Here is a 17,178-nt window from a genome sequence, read left to right on the forward strand (position 1 = left end):
GCTCGGCGGCAGCCGGAGCGGCGGCGCCTTCGGCCGGAGCCGCAGCACCGGCGGCCGGGGCCGCGGCGCCCGGCTGGCGGGCCGGATCCGGCGCCGGGATCGGGAACGAGCCCGAGCCCTGCGAGCGCAGATAGGCGATCAGGTTGGCGCGATCTTCCTGGTTCTTGATGCCGGCGAACGACATCTTGGTGCCCGGCACGATCTTGCCCGGGTTGGTCAGGAAGTGGTCGAGGTCGTCATAACCCCAGTGCGGGGCGTCCTTGACGTGCTCTTTCATGGCGTCCGAGTAGGCGAAGCCGCCGTGGGTGCCCGGCACGCGGCCGACGACGCCGAACAGGTTCGGGCCGATCTTGTTCGGGCCGCCGCTGGAGATGTCGTGGCAGGAGGCGCACTTCTTGAAGGTCGCTTCGCCCTTGGCGACGTCGGCGACCGGCAGGACCGTGCCCCAGTCGGTCGGCAGGGCCGCGGCGGCCGCGCCCTCTTCACCGCCCTCGGCGACCGTGATGGCGTAGCCCGGCTTTTCCGGCGGCTCCGAGGCGAAGAGGCGCGTCGACACCTCACGAACGCCCAGGATGACCAGCGCCGTGGCGAGGCCCGCGCCGAAGATCTTATTCCACTCGAGATCGCCGCTCATGCCGACCCAACGTCCTACAAACCGGCGGCGCGAGGCACGGAATCCATCCCCCGCGCGCGCCCCAGATTCTTGCGCCCGCGTCTCTTACACGGTAGCGGCGCATGCGCAACCGCGCTCGTCGGTCCTCGGCGGCGTCAGGACGCGCCGCGGCGCTTCGCCGCGTACGGATGAGGCCTGCCCGCATGAACCCGATCGTCCTGATTCCGGCCCGCATGGCCGCCACCCGCCTGCCGAACAAGCCGCTGGCCGACATCGGCGGCGTGCCGATGATCGTGCGCGTGCTGCGCCAGGCCGAGGCCGCGGGCGCAGGCCCGGTGGCCGTCGCCGCCGGCGACCAGGAGATCGTCGAGGCCGTGCAGGCGGCCGGCGGCCGCGCGGTGCTGACCGACCCCGACCTGCCGTCCGGCTCCGACCGCATCCGCGCCGCGCTGGAGGCGCTGGACCCGGACGGCCGCCACGACGCGGTGATCAACCTGCAAGGCGACATGCCCTTCGTGGACCCGGCCGTGGTCGCGGCCTGCGCCGGCGTCCTGCGCGACGTGCCCGCCTGCGACGTGGCCACCGTGGTGGCGCCGGAGAGCTCGCCGGCCGACCGGGCCAATGCGGACGTGGTCAAGGCGGTGCTCGCCCTGCCCGAAGGCGCACGCCAGGGCCGCGCCCTCTACTTCACCCGATCGACCCTGTACGGCGACGCGCCGATCTGGCGGCACATCGGCATCTACGGCTATCGCCGCGAGGCGCTGATCCGCTTCACCGAACTGCCGCCCAGCCCGCTGGAGCGCCGCGAGAAGCTGGAACAGCTGCGCGGCCTGGAGGCCGGCATGCAGCTGTGGGCCGCGGTGCTGGACGAGGCGCCGATCTCGGTCGACACCCCGGCCGACCTGGAAGAGGCCCGCGCGGCGGCTCGCTAAACGCGAAGGGCGGTCTTTCGACCGCCCTCCTCATTCACTGCACCCGGCCGGCGGACGAGCCGCCGCCGCGCGGACGCCGCGGAGGCGGGGTCTCCTCGTCGATGCGGGCGTGCGGCACGCCGGCCCGCGCCGCGTCGGCCTGGCGGGTCCAGCGCTCCAGCAGCCGTCCGGCGGTCTCGCGCCCGCCGATGCCGAAGGCCAGGGCCGCGGCCACCGCGGCCGAGCCGAGGATCAGGCCGAAGGCCAACAACACGATCTCGTCGGCGATGCCCATGAAGCTCAGGCCCATGGCGGTCGCCAGCGCGATGGTGGCCCAGCGCACGATGGTCGACGCGAACCGGTCGGCGCCGGCCGTGCCGCGGTCGATGGCGTTGGACAGGAGGTCGGCGATGATCACGCCCGCGGCGATGATCACGCCGCCGACCAGCACCTGGCCGGCCAGGACGACGACGTTCTCCAGCACCTCGGCGACCGAGGCGAACTGCAGCAGGCGCGCCGCCTCGATGGCCGAGAAGGCGACGATGCCCCACATGGCGATCATGGCCACGATCCTGGACGGCGAGGCCCTGGGCGCCGGCGCGGCGGCGAACTCAGCAGCCTCGGCCATGGCCTGGGGCGCGACGCCGGGTTCGCTCGTATCCGGCGTATAGGCGGTCGGCGGCGGGGGCGACTTGATCGACGAGAACTCGGCGATCGACATCACCGCCCGGTCGAAGCCGGTGGCCGGCAGGATGCGCTCGATCACGCTCGCCACCCAGCGGCCGATGGCGTAGCCGATGGCCAGCACGATGGCCGCCGCCAGCACCAGCGGAATGGCGTTGAGGATGGTCGACAGCACCGCGACGGCCGGACGCGAGATCGCCTCGATCTGCAGGGTCTCGAGCGCGGCGATGGTGACCGGGATCAGGATCAGCACGAACACCAGAGTGCCGACCGCGTTGGCCAGGCCGACCCCGGCGCCCGACGCCCGGCCGAGCCCGGCGCGCGCCAGCCAGCGCTCGACGTTGGCGGCCTGCAGCGCCGTGACGACCAGCCGCTTGACGATGGTCGCCAGCAGGAAACCGATGAAGAAGATCAGCGCCGCCCCGACCATGTTCGGAATGAAGGTCAGGAAGTCGGACAGCATCAGGTTCAGCGGCGTGACCACCCCGCCGAGGTTCAGCACGTTCAGGGCGGCCACCAGGCCGACCAGCAGGATCAGCCAGAAGGCCACGTCGCCGAGCTTGGCGCCGACCGTCTCGTGGCGGGTCTTGCCGGCGTTGTGCTGGGCCAGCGCCGGGGTGCGGTCGACCACCCGGGCGAAGGCCCACTTCACGCCCTTGCCCACGAAGTAGGCGATCAGGAGGATGGCGAGGGCGCCGAGGATTCTCGGCCCCCAGAAGGCGACCATGTCGCCGAAATTTTGAACCTGGACGGGTTCCATAAAGCTCAAGCCCCTTGTGCGGCCCGCCCCCGTCGGAATTCAACGGAAGCTCGCCCAAGGGGTTCCGAGCGGGATCAGACCAGCTTGTCGGCCTTGCGCAGGTCCGGGAACCACCAGGCCCACAGCCCCGTCGTCGCCAGCGAGCCCAGGCCGCCGAACACCGCCGCCCCGACCGGCCCCAGGAAGCGGGCGGCCAGGCCGCTTTCGAATTCGCCGAGCTCGTTGGACGCGCCGATGAACAGCATGGAGACGGCCGAGACGCGGCCCCTCATGGAGTCGGGGGTCGCGATCTGGATCAAGGTCTGGCGGATGTTGACGCTGATCATGTCGGCCGCGCCGGCGACGGCGAGCGCCGCGGCGCTGAGCCAGAGCTGGGTTGAGAGGCCGAACACCACCGTGCCCAGGCCGAACACCGCCACCGACCCGAACATCCAGGCCCCGCCGGAGCGCAGGATCGGGAAGCGCGACAGCCACAGCGCCGTGGCCAGGGCGCCGGCCCCGAAGGCGGCGCGCATGATGCCGAAGCCTTCCGGTCCGACGTGCAGCACGTCCTTGGCGAACACGGGCACCAGCAGGGTCGCGCCGCCCAGCAGCACCGCCACCAGGTCCAGCGAGATCGCCCCGAACACCACCTTGGTGCGCCAGACGTAGGACAGGCCCTCGACCATCAGCGCCCAGCGCGAGCCCGGCTGCACCACCGGCTTGGTGTGGGCGCGCACGCACAGCACCAGCACGGCGGCTAGGACGAACAGGCCCAAGGCCACGCCGTAGGCCAGGGCCACCGAGACGCCGACGATCAGGCCGCCGAGCGCCGGGCCGGCGATAGCGCCGACCTGGAAGGCCAGGGAGTTGGCGACGATGGCGCGCGGCAGGGCCTCGCGGGAGACCAGCATGGGCACCAGCGCCTGGCTGGACGGGGCCAGGTAGGCGCGGCTGGCGCCGAACACGGCGGCCACCGCCAGCAGCGCCCAGAGCGGCGGCGAGCCGTGAATGGCCAGGCCCAGGAAGGCGGCGGCGCACAGAGCCTCGACGGCGATGCACAGGCCCATGACCAGCTTGCGGTCGTGCCGGTCGGCGGCCTCGCCGGCGGGAAGCGTCAGGGCGAACAGCGGCAGGAACTGCACCAGGCCGACCAGGCTGAGCCACAGGGCCGATTCCGCCACCCCGTGGCCGCGTCGGGCGATCTCGTAGACCTGCCACAAGACCGCGGCGCTCTGGGTCTGCACGCCCAGCACGGCGGCGACCCGCGCCAGCCAGACCAGGCGGAAGGCGGGAACGCGGAAGGGATTGTCGGAGACGAGCGGAGCGGGTGCGGGCGCGGTGACGGTCACGGTGGCGGGTTTAGCACCCCTTTTCGGGGAAATCTCCTTCTCCCCCTGAGGGAGAAGGACGGAGCCCGCGCACCGGAGCCCGAAGGGCGGAGGTCTGCGCGGGAGGATGAGGGGTCGCGAGACATCGGCCAGGGCGGCGGGCCGTCGCACCGCACGGAACGCGCAGCCCGACCCCTCATCCTCCCGCACGGGCCTCCGCTACGCTCCGGCGTGCGGGGCCCTCCTTCTCCCTCAGGGGGAGAAGGCTCAATACGGCGTGCCGTCCTTGTGGACGTACTCGTCGCCGATCGCGTGCAGGTCGACGTCCGGGTACTCGCAGATGTCGCCGGGCGTGCGCGTGCCGACCTCCAGATAGACCGCGACGGCGTTCGACCGGTTGACGAAGTGGTGGCCGTTCGGAACGCCGCACTTGAAGGCGCAGGCCTGACCGGCGCGCACGGTCTGCTCGCCCTCGTCGGTGATCAGCACCAGCTCGCCCTCCAGCAGCCAGACGAACTCGTCCTCGCCGTGATGCCAGTGGCGCTGGGCCGACCAGGCCCCCGGCGGCAGGCGGGTCAGGTTGACCCCGAACTGGGTCAGGCCGCCGGCGTCGCCCAGGGCCTGCTTCTCGCGCGCGCCGGCGGCGAGGTGGAACGGGGCGGGATAGCCGGAGCCGGTGCGCACCGGCACGGCCTTCAGATCGATGACCATGCGCTTTCCTTTGCAGCGACGCGCGTCCGGCCCTAAACGGCGCGAATGACCATCTCCCGCGTCGATCCCGTTCTCCTCGCCTGCGACCTGATCCGCAAGCCGTCGGTCACCCCGCGCGACGCGGGCGCCATGGACGTGCTGCAGGGCGTGCTGGCCGACCTCGGCTTCAGCTGCCGGCGCATGCCGTTCGGCGAGATCGAGAACCTCTACGCCCGGCGCGGGACCTCGGGGCCGAACCTCTGCTTCGCCGGACACACCGACGTGGTGCCGCCGGGCGACACCGGCTCGTGGAGCGCCGACCCGTTCGAGGCGCGCATCGTCGACGGGGTGCTGATCGGGCGCGGCGCGGTGGACATGAAGGGCGGCATCGCCGCCTGGACCGCCGCCGTGGCCGAGGTGCTGGCCGAGGGCGAGCTGCCGGGCAGCCTGTCCTACCTGATCACCGGCGACGAAGAGGGCGTGGCGCTGGACGGCACCAAGAAGGTGGTCCAGCAGCTGACCGCCGAGGGCGAGCGCATCGACCACTGCGTGGTCGGCGAACCGACCTCCGCCGCCGTGCTGGGCGACACCGTGAAGGTCGGCCGACGCGGCAGCCTGAACGTCTGGATCACGGTCGACGGCCGCCAGGGCCACGTCGCCTATCCGGAGCGCGCCGCCAACCCGATCCCGACCCTGATCCACCTGCTGGAGCGGCTGCAGGGCCGCCGGCTGGACGAGGGCTATCCGGCCTTCCCGCCGTCGAACCTGGAGGTGACCACTATCGACGTCGGCAATCCGGCGACGAACGTGATCCCGCCGCGGGCCACCGCGCGCTTCAACATCCGCTTCAACCCCAGCCACACCGGCGCGGGCCTGATCGCCTGGATCGAGGAAGAGTGCCGGCTGGCCGGCGAGGCGTCGGGCCGCAAGGTGACGCTTGAGACCCTGCACTCCGGCGACGCCTTCCTGACGGAGCCCGGCCCGTTCGTGGACGCGGTGATGGCCGCCGTCGAGACGGTCACCGGGGTGCGCCCCGATCCCAACACCAAGGGCGGCACCTCGGACGCGCGGTTCATCCGCGCCATGTGCCCGGTCGTGGAGCTGGGCCTGGTCGGCCAGACCATGCACCAGATCGACGAGCGCGTGCCGGAGACCGAGGTCCGCCAGCTGCAGGCGGTCTACGCCCAGCTGATCCGCGGGTACTTCAAGACCTTCGCCTGAGACGGGCTCCGTCGCTCGCCTTCGTGCGGCGCCCGTCGCATCGGTCCTTGCCGCCGAGACCGGCCGCGATAGTCTGCCGGGCGCTCGCGGCTGAAGGACGGTTCGGGGGATGAGTATCGGCATACCGGTCGGCGACGCCCTGCGCCCGCTGCCCTACCACCTTCGCCTGGTCGAGCATCTCAAGCGCGCCGAGCCCGAGGTCTGGCGCTGGGCCTCGTCCTACGCCGTGCAGGAACAGCACGTTCAGGCCATGCGGGCGGGCCTGCTGCGCGAGACCTATCGGCTGACCTCCGAAAGCCACGCGCAGGCCTACGCCGCCCTGGCGACCGTGACGACGAAGCTGGAGATCGACGCGCCAGCCACCCTCTACCAGGCCGGCGGCGAGAGCATGAACGCCGCCCTGTTCTACCTGCCGGGCGAGGTGCACGTGGTGCTCTACGGCCCGGTGCTGGAGAAGCTGAGCGCCGAAGAGTTCATCGCCCTGCTGGGCCACGAGCTGTCGCACTACCGCCTGTGGGCGATGGACGGCGGCGACTATCACACCGCCTCGCGCATCCTGGACCACACCCTGGCCGATCCCGGCGCGGCGGCCAGCCACGTCAACACCGCGCGCCTGTTCGGCCTCTACACCGAGGTGTTCGCCGACCGCGGCGCCGCCTTCGTCAGCGGCGCGGCGGGACCGTCGATCTCGACCCTGGTCAAGGTTCAGACCGGCGCGGCCAACGTCGATGCGGCCGCCTATCTGGCCCAGGCCGAGGAGCTGGAGCAGGCGGATCCCAGCCTGTCCCAGGCGGTTTCGCACCCCGAGATCTTCATCCGCGCCCAGGCCGCCGACAAGTGGACGCGCGGCGAGGCCGGGCTGGACGCCTGGCTGCGCAAGCGGCTGCAGGGCCCTCTGTCCATGGCCAAGCTCGACCTGATCGACCAGGGCGAGCTGGAGCGGCTGACCCGGCGGCTGATCGCCCGCTTCGTCGAGCAGGAGCCGATGCGCAGCGAGCTGGTGATGTCGCAGGTGCGCCGCTACTTCCCCGACTGGTCCGCGACGGAGGCGACGCTCGACCTGGCCACGGTCACGCCGGAGACCGCCGACGACAGCGCGCGCGACTACCTGGGCTTCGTCATGCTGGACCTGGCCCTGGCCGACCCCGACCTGCGCGACCACGCCCTCGTGGAAGCCGCGCGCGCGGTCAGGACGCTGGGCCGCTCCGACGCCTTCCTCGAGGCGCTGAAGCGCGACGCCGGCCTCGCCAAGCGCGAGGTCGACGCCCTGACCCGCAAGCTGAAGGCGGCCGCGTGATGGACGACCAGCAGACCGCCGACATCGGCCTTTCCGAGGCCCTGGCCCGCAACCAGGGCATGGCCCTGCCGATGGACGACGTGCTGTTCGCCGTCCTGCCGCTGTTGCGTGCGGTGAGCGAGCTGCACCAGCGCGGCCGCGTGGCCGAGCTCGCCCCCGGCGACATCGTCCAGGCGCCCAACGGGGTCCTGCGCCTGCGCCGGCCTGAGGGCGTGCCGCCGCGCTATCGCCTGGACGCGATCAAGGCGGTGCAGCCGACACCGAGCTCGGCCCTGAACATCATCGACGAGGTGCGGCTGACCCGGGACTCCGACACCGGCGTCGCGGTCGAGACCCTGCGCGCCGAGCGCGACCCGGACAAGCCGATCACCAAGCCGGTCTACCTGCCGGGCTTCGACGCCTGGGAGCTGCGGCTCGGCCACCACGACGAGATCACCGACGTCTTCCGGCTGGGCCAGATCCTGGCCTGCCTGGCCTGCGGGCTGGACTTCAACGATCCGAACGACGTCGACCGGTTCGCCTCCCATCGCCAGAACCTGTTCGCCATCGTGCACCGGCTGAACCCGGTGCTGGCCAATGTCGTGGTCGAGATGACCGCGCTGAACCGGCACGACCGGGCCACCGACCTGGCCGCGCTGGCGCGGCGGCTGGAGACCTGGCGCGACCAGCCGGCGACGCTGGACGTCGAGCGGGTGCTGGCCACGGCCGCCGGCGCGACGTCCCGGCGCACGGCGGTGCTGTCCCATCTGCGCGACCGGCTGTTCGACCTGTCTCGGCGCAACCGGCTGCTCTACTTCCGACCGACCCAGTCGAGCGTGAACTTGACCGTGGCCAGCGTGCCGCTGGTGCTGCGCCTGGAGAGCGTTCAGCCGGACCACCTGTGCACCTGGGGCGGCGAGTTCGCCGCCGAGGTGACCGCCGGCAAGGCGGTCAACCTGCGCCGCTGGCTGCGCTTCGAGGACCAGACCTACCTGCCCGCCTCGCTGGACCGGCTGATCCAGGAAACCCGCCGCGACCGGGCCGAGTACGGCTTCAGCCACCTGCGCCTGGTCATCGCCTTCCTGCGCTGGAACAACCTGAAGGAAGCGCCCGAGGAACGGATCACCTCGCCTCTGCTGTGGATCCCGGTCGAACTGGTCAAGAAGAAGGGCGTCACCGACCAGTACGTCCTGCAGGCCACCGACGACGAGGCCGAGTTCAACCCGGCGCTGCGCCACCACCTGCGCCAGCTGCACGACATCCGACTGCCCGAGACCATCGACCTCGGCGAGGTCTCGCTGGAGCAGATCCACGCCGACCTGCAGGCCCAGATCCAGGCTTCCGAGCCGGGCGTCGAACTGCGGCTGCACACCCGTCCGTCGATCCGGCTGATTCACCAGAAGGCGGTCCAGCGGCTGCAGCAGTTCCAGCGCCGGCGCGGCCGCGACCTGCGCCGCGCGAGCGTCGGCCGGCCGGACTTCAGCTACGACCGCGAGGACTACCGCCCGCTGGGCCTGGCCCTGTTCGAGCAGCAGGTGAAGCCGAGCCCCCTGCCGCTGCGCGGCGCGGTCGGCGGTCGCGCCCCGGCCACGCCCGTCCACATGAGCGCGCCGACCGCCGAGGTCGAGAACCTGACCTTCTCCCTGCCGGAGGACGAGGGCCACAAGTTCGCCTGGGACCTGGACCTGACCCAGGTCACCCTGGCCAACTTCAGCTACAAGAAGATGTCCCTGGTGCGGGACTACGACCAGCTCATCGACGAGCCGGCCTCGAACCCCGCCTTCGACCGGATCTTCTCGATCGAGCCGCGCGAAGTGGAGACCGCGCCGCCGCCGGCCATCCCGCTTTCCGAGCAGTGGAACGTCGTGGCGGGCGACGCCACCCAGAACGCCGCCGTGGGCGTGGCCCGCAGCGGCCGCAGCTTCATCATCCAGGGCCCGCCGGGCACGGGGAAGTCGCAGACCATCACCAACCTGATCGCCGACTACGCCGGCCGCGGGAAGCGGGTGCTGTTCGTCTGCGAGAAGCGCGCGGCGCTGGACGTGGTGTTCCATCGGCTGAAGCAGAGCGGCCTGGACGACCTCTGCTGCCTGATCCACGACTCCCAGACCGACAAGAAGGCCTTCGTCCATAACCTGCGCGACGGCTACGAGCAGTGGGTCGCCCAGGGCGACAACCTGGCTCGCGTGGCCGAGGCGCGCGGCGCCGCGGTCAAGCTGGCCGAGGAACAGCTGGCGCGGCTGGAACGGTTCGAGACCGCCATGGCCTCGGCCCCGGAGAGCCTGGCCTGTTCGGTGCGCGCCCTGATCCGGCGCGCCGTCGCCCTGCCGCCGGCCGATCCCGGCGTCGGGCCGGCCGTGCGCGAGCGGCTGCCGGACTACGCTGTCTGGGCGGCGCAGCGCGATCTGACCGACCGCTTGGTCCGCACCCTGCGCGACCGCTTCGGCCTCGACAACCTGGCCAGCCATCCCTTCGCCGGCCTCTCCGGCGCGCTGCTCACCCACCCGCAGGCCTACGCCGAGACGGAGGCGCGGCTGGACGCCTGCGACGCCCTGTTCGACGAGCTGGACGCCGCCTTCGAGAACGAGAACCAGCTGCTGTCACGCGAGCTGACCCTGGCCGACGCCATGGAGCTGACGCGGGCGGCCGCGCTCGTCGACGGCTTCGACCTGGCCGGCCGGCTGGAGCTGCTGGACCCCGCCACCCAGCCGGCCCGCGACCTGCGCGCGGCGTGCGCCGACCTGGAGCGGCTGTCCGACCGCGTGGAGCAGGCGGCCAAGGCGACGGTCCACTGGCTCGACAAGCTGTCTGCGCAGGACACGGCCGCGGCTCTGGACATGGCGCGTCAGGACGAGGGCTCGCCCCTGCGCCTGTTCAAGCCGGGCTGGTGGCGGCTCGGCAAGGAGCTGAAGCGCCGCTACGACTTCGGCAAGCACGCGGTGAAGCCGAAGCTGGCGACGATCCTGGCCGAGCTCTCCGCCGAGCACGACGCGACGGCGGCGCGAGAGACGGCCGAGCAGGCGCTGCGCGCCCGCTACGCGGTCCGCGACTTCGCCGCCTTCGCAGAGGCGGTCCAGGGCCTGACCGACGAGCTGCGGTCGAGCCCGTTGCTGCGGCGGATGGTCGAGGCCCTGCGCCAGTCTCCGGACGCCGCCCGGGCCGACGCGGCGGCGGCCGACGCCGTCTCGCGGCTGGCTGCGATCGTCGAGCGCGACTTCCACCTGCCAGCCGGGCGGAGCCTCGACGACCTGCTGGAATGGCTGCGCGACACGCGCGAGGCGCTGGACGACCTGCCCGACCTGATCCCGCTGCTGCGCGCCGTCCATGAGGCCGGTCCGGCCTTCGCCGGCATGCTGCAGGACCTGCCCCTGCCCCCGGCCGGGTTGGAGGCGCTGGTGGCGGCGGAGTCGCTGGCGCGGCTGATGCGCCAGGATCCCGAGTTGGCGCGGTTCGACAGCCAGGCCCTGGCCCAGGCGGCGCGCCGCGTCGGCCACGCCGAGAAGGCCGGCCTGCAGCGCAACGCCGCCATGGTCCGCGCCGCCCAGCACCGCAAGTTCCTGGACAACGTGCGCCGCTCCACCCTGTCGGTGGCGCAGCTCGACGAGCCCGGCCGCCAGTTCCGCAAGCGCTACGCCACAGGCCGGCGCGAGCTGGAGCACGAGTTCGGCAAGACCATGCGCTACCGCGCCATCCGCGAGATCGCGGGCGGCGACACCGGCGCCGTGGTCGACGACCTGAAGCCGATCTGGCTGATGAGCCCGCTGTCGGTCTCCGACACCCTGCCGCTGCAGGGCGACCTGTTCGACGTGGTGATCTTCGACGAGGCCAGCCAGATCCCGATGGAGGAGGCCGTGCCCGCGCTCAGCCGCGCCCACCAGGTGGTGGTGGTCGGCGACGAGATGCAGCTGCCGCCGACCAGCTTCTTCTCCAGCGCCGTCGACGAGGACGACAGCACCGTCGTCGCCGAAGAGGACGGCGAGCGCGTCGCCATCACCCTGGACGCCGACAGCCTGCTGAACCAGGCGGCGCGCAACCTGCCGGCCACCCTGCTGGCCTGGCATTACCGCAGCCGCCACGAAGCGCTGATCAGCTTCTCCAACGCGGCCTTCTACGAGGGGCGGCTGATCACCATCCCCGACCAGCGGATCGAGGGCCAGGCGGCCGAGATCACCGCCCGGCGCTCGGACGCGCCGGAGGCCGCGAGGCTGGCGGTCGACGAGCTGCTGGAGCGGCCGCTCAGCTTCCACCCGGTCGAGGACGGGGTCTATGTCGGGCGCTGCAACCTGCCCGAGGCGCGGCACATCGCGGCCATGGTGCGTGAACTGCTGCTGCGCGACACCGGCAAGAGCATCGGCGTGGTCGCCTTCTCCGAAGCCCAGCAGGGCGAGATCGAGAGCGCGCTGGACGCCCTGGCGGCCGAGGATGCGGCCTTCGGGACGCTGCTGGAGAAAGAGTACGTTCGCGAGGACGAGGACCAGTTCAACGGCCTGTTCGTGAAGAACCTGGAGAACGTGCAGGGCGACGAGCGGGATATCATCCTGCTCAGCATCTGCTACGCGCCGGGTCCGGACGGGCGGATGCTGATGAACTTCGGCCCGATCAACCAGCGCGGCGGCGAGAAGCGGCTGAACGTCATCTTCAGCCGGGCCAAGCACCGCATGGCCGTGGTCTCGACCATCCGCGCCGAGGCGATCACCAACACCCACAACGACGGCGCCGCGGCGCTGAAGGCCTTCCTGCAGTTCGCCGAGGCCAGCGCGCGCGGCGAGGGCGAGCGCTCCCAGGCCGTGCTGGGCGCGCTGAACCCGGGCGCGCGCGAGGCCTTCGCCTCGACGCCGCCGGTCGACCCGCTGCGGACCTCGCTGGCCGAGGCGCTGCGCGCGCGCGGCCATGTCGTGCACGAGCATGTCGGCCGCTCGCAGTTCCGCTGCGACCTGGCGATCTCGGGGCGCGACGGCGACCGCTACGCGCTCGGCGTCCTGCTGGATCCCGCGCCGGGCGAGGGGGCGGCCCGCGTGCGGGAGCGCTACGTGTTCCGGCCGGACGTGCTGCGCGCCTTCGGCTGGCCGGTGATCGAGGTGCTGTCGGCCGACTGGCTGCGCGACCCGCTGGGCGTGGTCGAGCGGATCGAGGCCCGGCTGGCCGGCCGCGACGACGTCGACGCTGATCCCCTGCTGAAGAACCTGGAGCAGCCGCTCGAGGCCGCGCCGCCGCCGCGCCTGGAGGAGCCGACCAACCAGGCGCTGCCGGCCGCCTCCCTGCCGGCGCACATGCGCGAGTTCCGCTTCCAGCAGGGCGCGTCGAACAAGTTCTGGCGCATCGGCGTGCAGGGCCTGGACGTCACCGTCGCCTACGGGCGGGTCGGGACCAAGGGCCAGGCGATGGTGAAGTCCTTCGACAGCGAGGCCCGCGCCCGGCGGGAGATGGCCAAGCTGATCGAGGAGAAGCTGCGCAAGGGCTACGCGGAAGCCGACTGAGCGCCGCCGCTCAGTACTCCACGTCGGTCAGGTACAGGCCGTCCGGCGGGGCGACCTGGGCGCAGCGGGAGCGGTCGGCCGCCACCAGCGCCGCCTTCACGTCGGCGACGCTCCAGCGGCCCTGGCCGACCTCGGCCAGCGTGCCGGTCATGGAGCGGACCTGGCGGTGCAGGAAGCTGCGGGCGGCGAAGCGCAGGTGAACCTCCGCGCCCACCCGCTCGACCGTGGCCAGGTCGAGCGTCTTCACCGGCGAGGCCGACTGGCAGGCGGCGTCGCGGAAGGTGGTGAAGTCGTGCAGGCCGACCAGATGCTGGGCGGCCTCATGCATGGCCTCGACGTCCAGCGACTTGCGCAGCCACCACACGCGCCCGCGCTCCAGGGCTGGCGGCGCGGTGCGGTCGAGAATGCGGTAGAGATAGCGCCGGCCGGTGGCCGAGAACCGGGCGTGGAAGTCGGCGTCGACCTGCTCGGCCGCCAGCACCACGACGCCCTTGCGCACCAGCTTGGCGTTCATCGCCTCACGCACGGTCTTGGCCGGCCAGTCCTTCGTGAGATCGACATGGGCGACCTGACCGGTGGCGTGCACGCCAGTGTCGGTGCGCCCCGCGCCGCCGACGGAGACGGTCTCGCCAGTGAAGGCGTGGATCGCCTCCTGCAGGGCGTCCTGCACCGAAGGCGCGTTCTTCTGGCTCTGCCAGCCCTTGAACGGGCCGCCGTCGTATTCGATCAGCAGGCGGTAGCGCGGCATCAGCCCAGCACGGTCCCGACCGCCAGCGGGAAGCCGCGCAGGAAGGTCTCGGCGTCCTGCGGGCCCTTGCCCTCGCGCTGCACCTTCACGAGGCGCACGGCGCCCTCGGCCCCGGCGACCTTGAGGCCGTCGTCCAGCAGGGTCCCCGGCGTGCCCGATCCCGGCTCCAGCCGGGTCAACAGCACCTTCACCCGCACCGGACCCTTGTCGGAGGGCGCCTCGAACCAGGCGCCCGGGAAGGGCGACAGGCCGCGCACGTGGCGGTCGATCTCGATCGCCGGGCGGGCCCAGTCGATGCGCGCCTCCGCGGGCGTGATCTTCCTGGCGTAGGTCGGCTCGCCGGCCTGCTCGGTCTCGGTCGCGCCGCCGCGTTCGATGGCGGCCAGGGCGCGGGGCAGCAGGGAGGAGCCGGCCATGGCCAGCTTGTCGTGCAGGGTGGCCGAGGTGTCGTCGGCCGAGATCGGCACGATCTCCGACAGCACGATCGGGCCCTCGTCGAGGCCTTCGGTCATGCGCATGACCTGCACGCCGGTAGCCGCGTCTCCGGCCATGATGGCGCGCTGGATCGGCGCGGCGCCGCGCCAGCGCGGGAGCAAGGAGGCGTGCAGGTTGAAGCAGCCCAGGCGGGGCGCGTCGAGCACGTTCGCCTTGAGGATCTGGCCGTAGGCGACCACCACCGCGACGTCGAGATCCAGGGCCTGGAAGGCCTCGACCTCGGCCGGGTCGCGCATGGACACGGGCGTGCGGACCGGCAGGCCCAGCCCCTCCGCGAAGGCCTGCACCGGCGAGGGCGCCAGCTGCTGGCCGCGGCCGCGCGGCTTGGGCGGCTGGGTGTAGACGGCGGCGATCTCATGCCCGGCGGCGACCAGCTCGGCCAGGGCGCGGACGGCGAATTCGGGAGTGCCCATGAAGGCGATGCGCATGGGCGGGGGTCTTAGCGGGAGCGGAGCGGGATTGCACGCGCTCTGTCGCCTTCTCCCCTTGCGGGAGAAGGTGGCCGGCGGAGCCGGCCGGATGAGGGGTGTCGGCGGGACGTTTGAAGATCGGGCGTAGGATGAACGGGCGCTACGGCCAGCCGAGGTCGACGCCGGCACCCCTCATCCGGGTTGCTCCGCAACCCACCTTCTCCCGCAAGGGGAGAAGGGAAAAGCACCCGCTCTTTTACGCCGCTTCGCGGATGACCTTCTTCACGCGCTGGACGGCGCGGTCGCGCTTCAGGCGCGAGAGGTGGTCGATGAACAGCACGCCGTTCAGGTGGTCCATCTCGTGCTGGATGCAGGTGGCGTAGAGGCCGTCGGCCTCTTCCTCGACCTCGACGCCATCGTAGCCCAGATACTTCAGGCGCACCCGCGCGGGGCGCTGGACCTCGTCATAGACCTCCGGCACCGAGAGGCAGCCCTCCTCGTAGGGCGCGGTCTCGTCGGAGGCCCAGGTGATCTCCGGGTTCACGAAGTACTGCGGCTTGGGCTCCTCGCCTTCCTTGGCCAGGTCCATGACGATCACGCGCTTCAGCACGCCGATCTGCACCGCCGCCAGGCCGATGCCGGGCGCGTCGTACATAGTCTCCAACATGTCGTCCATGAGCGCGCGCAGCTCGTCGTCGACGCGCTCCACCGGGGCGGAGACCTGCTTCAGGATCGCCGCGGATTCAGCGACGTTGAGGATCGGACGGATGGCCATGGCTGGGAGGTAGGCTCGCAATACCTGAGGGTCAAGGTCGGGGATTAGGCCGCCGCCAGTTCGGCGTCGCGACGAATGCGCGCGACCATGGCGGCCAGGCCGTTGGAGCGCTGGGTCGACAGCGCTTCGGACAGGCCCAGGCGCTGCACCGCCTCGCGGGCGTCGAAGCTGGCGATCTCTTCCGGCGTGCGGTTGGAATACAGCCGCAGCAGGACGGCGATCAGGCCCTTGACGATGTGGGCGTCGGAATCGCCCCGGAAGGCCAGCCGGCCGTCGGGCGTGCGGCGCGTCGACAGCCACACCTGGCTGGCGCAGCCGTGCACCTTGTTGGCGTCGTTGCGTTCGCCCTCGGCCAGCGGCTCCAGCTCGCGGCCCAGGTCGATGACGTAGCGATAGCGCTCCTCCCAGTCGCCCAGGAGGTCGAATTCGTCGGCCAGTTCGGTCAGTTCGTCGGCGATCGTCGTCATCGGCGCTCAGATAAGCCGGGCGCGCGGCGGCGGCAACGCGTCGCGTCAGCCCACCCGGATCAGCGTGGCGCTCGCGGTCAGGCCTTCGCCCGGCGCGGTGCGCACGGTGAAGCTGCCGCCCATGGCCTCGCAGAGCAGGCGCACGATCGGCCAGCCGAGGCCCGCGCCCTGGTTGCGGCGGGTAAGCGCGTGCTCGCCCTGCTCGAACGGCTGCATCAGGCGCGGCAGTTGCTCGGGATCCAGGCCCTCGCCGTCGTTTTCGACCTCGATGATCACCAGCGGGCCCTGGGCGCGGGCGCTGACGCGCACCTCGCCGCATTCGGGCGCGTAGGCCACGGCGTTCTGCAGCAGGTTGACCACCACCGTGCGCACCGCCTTGGCGTCGGCCAGCACGGCCGGGACCGGGCTGGGGATTTCGCAGGCGAAGCGCAGGTCGCGCGCCGCGGCCTCCTCGCGCACGCTGGTGATGGCGTCGTCGAACACGGCGTCCAGCGGCTCGACGCGGGGGTCCAGCTCCATCTGGCCGCTCTCCAGGCGGGCCATCTCCAGCACCTGGTTGACCAGGCGCAGCATGCGCAGGCCGCTACCGCGGATGATCTCGGCGTATTCGCGGTACTGCGGCGCGCCGAGCGGGCCGTAGAGCTCGTGGCTGAGGATCTCGGAGAAGCCGATGATCGAGTTGAGCGGCGTGCGCAGCTCGTGAGCGGCCATGCGCAGGAAGGAGCGCTTGCCGGCGGCCTCGCCGCTCTCTTGCCGCGCCTCGGGGCGGGCCTCCTGACCGGCCGCGCGGCGCTCCGCGAGACGGGGCGGGACGGGTACGGAACGCTGAGCCATACGCGACATTCGGGCCTTCGACCTTCGACTGTGTCGTCGGAATGCCACGATTGCGCTTACGAATCCGTTTCTTCGCGTGCTTGCGAAACCGTTGCCGGAGGTTTGGATTTCTCGCCCCGTAATCGCGCGTCACGGGAGCCGGCTCGCAGGGGCCGTCTCAGCGGTTAAACTGTCCCGTTCACTGAACCGCAGCGACTCACCCTTGCCCGAACACGCGCCCCTAGAACGGATCGACGGCTCCTCCGCCCCCGCGCGCGAGGAGTTCGAGACGTTTCTGATCGGCGCGCTCGGCTGGAGCGCCCTGGTCGTCGTCGCCGGCGTCGCCCTGTGGTTCGTCTACGGCTACTCGGTCTTCGTGCTGGGCGCGCTGATCGCGGGCGCGGCGCCGGGCCTGCTGATGCAGCTGCTGCGCCTGCGCGACGGCGAGATCGCGCGGACCGCCGCCATGGGCGCCTGGGCCGTGTTCGGCTCGCTGGCCGCGGCCGCGACCGGCGGCCTGACCGGCCC

Annotated in this window: 13 protein-coding genes and 1 pseudogene; 5 read left to right on the top strand and 9 right to left on the bottom strand. The window is 71.9% G+C overall.

From position 1 onward, the window contains the following. Positions 1-634 (bottom strand): cytochrome c family protein (locus G3573_RS11660; protein ID WP_163261258.1); only part of this gene is annotated, 634 nt, incomplete at its 3' end. 182 nt (positions 635-816) lie between these two features. On the opposite strand from G3573_RS11660, the gene G3573_RS11665 reads away from it, so the two are divergent. Further along, positions 817-1,545 (top strand): 3-deoxy-manno-octulosonate cytidylyltransferase, encoded by a 729-nt coding sequence (locus G3573_RS11665; RefSeq protein WP_163261259.1) that lies wholly within the window; start codon positions 817-819, stop codon positions 1,543-1,545. A 34-nt stretch (positions 1,546-1,579) separates the two neighbouring features. Here G3573_RS11665 and G3573_RS11670 read toward each other — a convergent pair whose 3' ends face one another. The 3 genes from G3573_RS11670 to G3573_RS11680 all read right to left on the bottom strand — a co-directional run bounded on the left by G3573_RS11670 (position 1,580) and on the right by G3573_RS11680 (position 4,989). Then, a complete protein-coding gene (locus G3573_RS11670; RefSeq protein ID WP_163261260.1) occupies positions 1,580-2,968 on the bottom strand; it encodes a mechanosensitive ion channel in 1,389 nt (462 codons plus the stop codon). 74 nt (positions 2,969-3,042) lie between these two features. Next, positions 3,043-4,299 carry an MFS transporter gene (locus G3573_RS11675; RefSeq protein WP_163261261.1) on the bottom strand — a complete coding sequence of 419 codons (1,257 nt, stop codon included), beginning with the start codon at positions 4,297-4,299 and terminating at the stop codon, positions 3,043-3,045. Between the two features lie 246 nt (positions 4,300-4,545). Continuing rightward, positions 4,546-4,989 (bottom strand): cupin domain-containing protein, encoded by a 444-nt coding sequence (locus G3573_RS11680; RefSeq protein WP_163261262.1) that lies wholly within the window; start codon positions 4,987-4,989, stop codon positions 4,546-4,548. A 45-nt stretch (positions 4,990-5,034) separates the two neighbouring features. Between G3573_RS11680 and dapE the strand changes: the two genes are divergently transcribed. The 3 genes from dapE to G3573_RS11695 all read left to right on the top strand — a co-directional run bounded on the left by dapE (position 5,035) and on the right by G3573_RS11695 (position 12,942). Next, positions 5,035-6,189 (top strand): succinyl-diaminopimelate desuccinylase, encoded by a 1,155-nt coding sequence (dapE, locus tag G3573_RS11685; protein WP_163261263.1) that lies wholly within the window; start codon positions 5,035-5,037, stop codon positions 6,187-6,189. A 109-nt stretch (positions 6,190-6,298) separates the two neighbouring features. Continuing rightward, positions 6,299-7,486 (top strand): M48 family metalloprotease, encoded by a 1,188-nt coding sequence (locus tag G3573_RS11690; RefSeq protein WP_163261264.1) that lies wholly within the window; start codon positions 6,299-6,301, stop codon positions 7,484-7,486. Then, a complete protein-coding gene (locus G3573_RS11695; protein ID WP_163261265.1) occupies positions 7,486-12,942 on the top strand; it encodes a DUF4011 domain-containing protein in 5,457 nt (1,818 codons plus the stop codon). The genes G3573_RS11690 and G3573_RS11695 overlap by 1 nt, the downstream gene beginning before the upstream one ends. A 10-nt stretch (positions 12,943-12,952) precedes the next feature. On the opposite strand, the gene truA is transcribed toward G3573_RS11695, so the two are convergent. The 5 genes from truA to G3573_RS11720 all read right to left on the bottom strand — a co-directional run bounded on the left by truA (position 12,953) and on the right by G3573_RS11720 (position 16,680). Then, positions 12,953-13,690 carry a tRNA pseudouridine(38-40) synthase TruA gene (truA, locus tag G3573_RS11700; RefSeq protein WP_163261266.1) on the bottom strand — a complete coding sequence of 246 codons (738 nt, stop codon included), beginning with the start codon at positions 13,688-13,690 and terminating at the stop codon, positions 12,953-12,955. Further along, the gene (gene fmt, locus G3573_RS11705; protein ID WP_163261267.1) at positions 13,690-14,613 is read right to left on the bottom strand and encodes a methionyl-tRNA formyltransferase; all 924 of its coding nucleotides are present in this window, start codon (positions 14,611-14,613) and stop codon (positions 13,690-13,692) included. Before fmt ends, truA begins: the two co-directional genes overlap by 1 nt. A gap of 238 nt (positions 14,614-14,851) precedes the next feature. After that, on the bottom strand, positions 14,852-15,370 hold the full coding sequence (gene def / locus G3573_RS11710; RefSeq protein ID WP_163261268.1) for a peptide deformylase: 519 nt from the start codon (positions 15,368-15,370) through the stop codon (positions 14,852-14,854). A 44-nt stretch (positions 15,371-15,414) separates the two neighbouring features. Next, complete coding sequence (locus G3573_RS11715; RefSeq protein ID WP_163261269.1) at positions 15,415-15,837, bottom strand: SufE family protein; 423 nt, start codon at positions 15,835-15,837, stop codon at positions 15,415-15,417. A gap of 45 nt (positions 15,838-15,882) precedes the next feature. Beyond that, a complete protein-coding gene (locus G3573_RS11720) occupies positions 15,883-16,680 on the bottom strand; it encodes a HAMP domain-containing sensor histidine kinase (RefSeq protein WP_163261270.1) in 798 nt (265 codons plus the stop codon). A gap of 193 nt (positions 16,681-16,873) precedes the next feature. Between G3573_RS11720 and G3573_RS11725 the strand changes: the two are divergent. Further along, positions 16,874-17,178 (top strand): annotated as a pseudogene (locus G3573_RS11725) (hypothetical protein); the annotation flags it as partial.

It is taken from the genome of Caulobacter sp. 17J65-9 (genome assembly GCF_010975005.1).
GTDB lineage: Bacteria > Pseudomonadota > Alphaproteobacteria > Caulobacterales > Caulobacteraceae > 17J80-11.

What these genes read in the sequence shown, in the direction of transcription:
- def (WP_163261268.1), bottom strand. Translation starts at nt 15,370, where the DNA reads ATGGCCATCCGTCCGATCCTCAACGTCGCTGAATCCGCGGCGATCCTG.
- G3573_RS11665 (WP_163261259.1), top strand. Translation starts at nt 817, where the DNA reads ATGAACCCGATCGTCCTGATTCCGGCCCGCATGGCCGCCACCCGCCTG.
- G3573_RS11690 (WP_163261264.1), top strand. Translation starts at nt 6,299, where the DNA reads ATGAGTATCGGCATACCGGTCGGCGACGCCCTGCGCCCGCTGCCCTAC.
- G3573_RS11720 (WP_163261270.1), bottom strand. Translation starts at nt 16,680, where the DNA reads ATGTCGCGTATGGCTCAGCGTTCCGTACCCGTCCCGCCCCGTCTCGCG.
- G3573_RS11680 (WP_163261262.1), bottom strand. Translation starts at nt 4,989, where the DNA reads ATGGTCATCGATCTGAAGGCCGTGCCGGTGCGCACCGGCTCCGGCTAT.
- dapE (WP_163261263.1), top strand. Translation starts at nt 5,035, where the DNA reads ATGACCATCTCCCGCGTCGATCCCGTTCTCCTCGCCTGCGACCTGATC.
- fmt (WP_163261267.1), bottom strand. Translation starts at nt 14,613, where the DNA reads ATGCGCATCGCCTTCATGGGCACTCCCGAATTCGCCGTCCGCGCCCTG.
- G3573_RS11715 (WP_163261269.1), bottom strand. Translation starts at nt 15,837, where the DNA reads ATGACGACGATCGCCGACGAACTGACCGAACTGGCCGACGAATTCGAC.
- truA (WP_163261266.1), bottom strand. Translation starts at nt 13,690, where the DNA reads ATGCCGCGCTACCGCCTGCTGATCGAATACGACGGCGGCCCGTTCAAG.
- G3573_RS11695 (WP_163261265.1), top strand. Translation starts at nt 7,486, where the DNA reads ATGGACGACCAGCAGACCGCCGACATCGGCCTTTCCGAGGCCCTGGCC.
- G3573_RS11670 (WP_163261260.1), bottom strand. Translation starts at nt 2,968, where the DNA reads ATGGAACCCGTCCAGGTTCAAAATTTCGGCGACATGGTCGCCTTCTGG.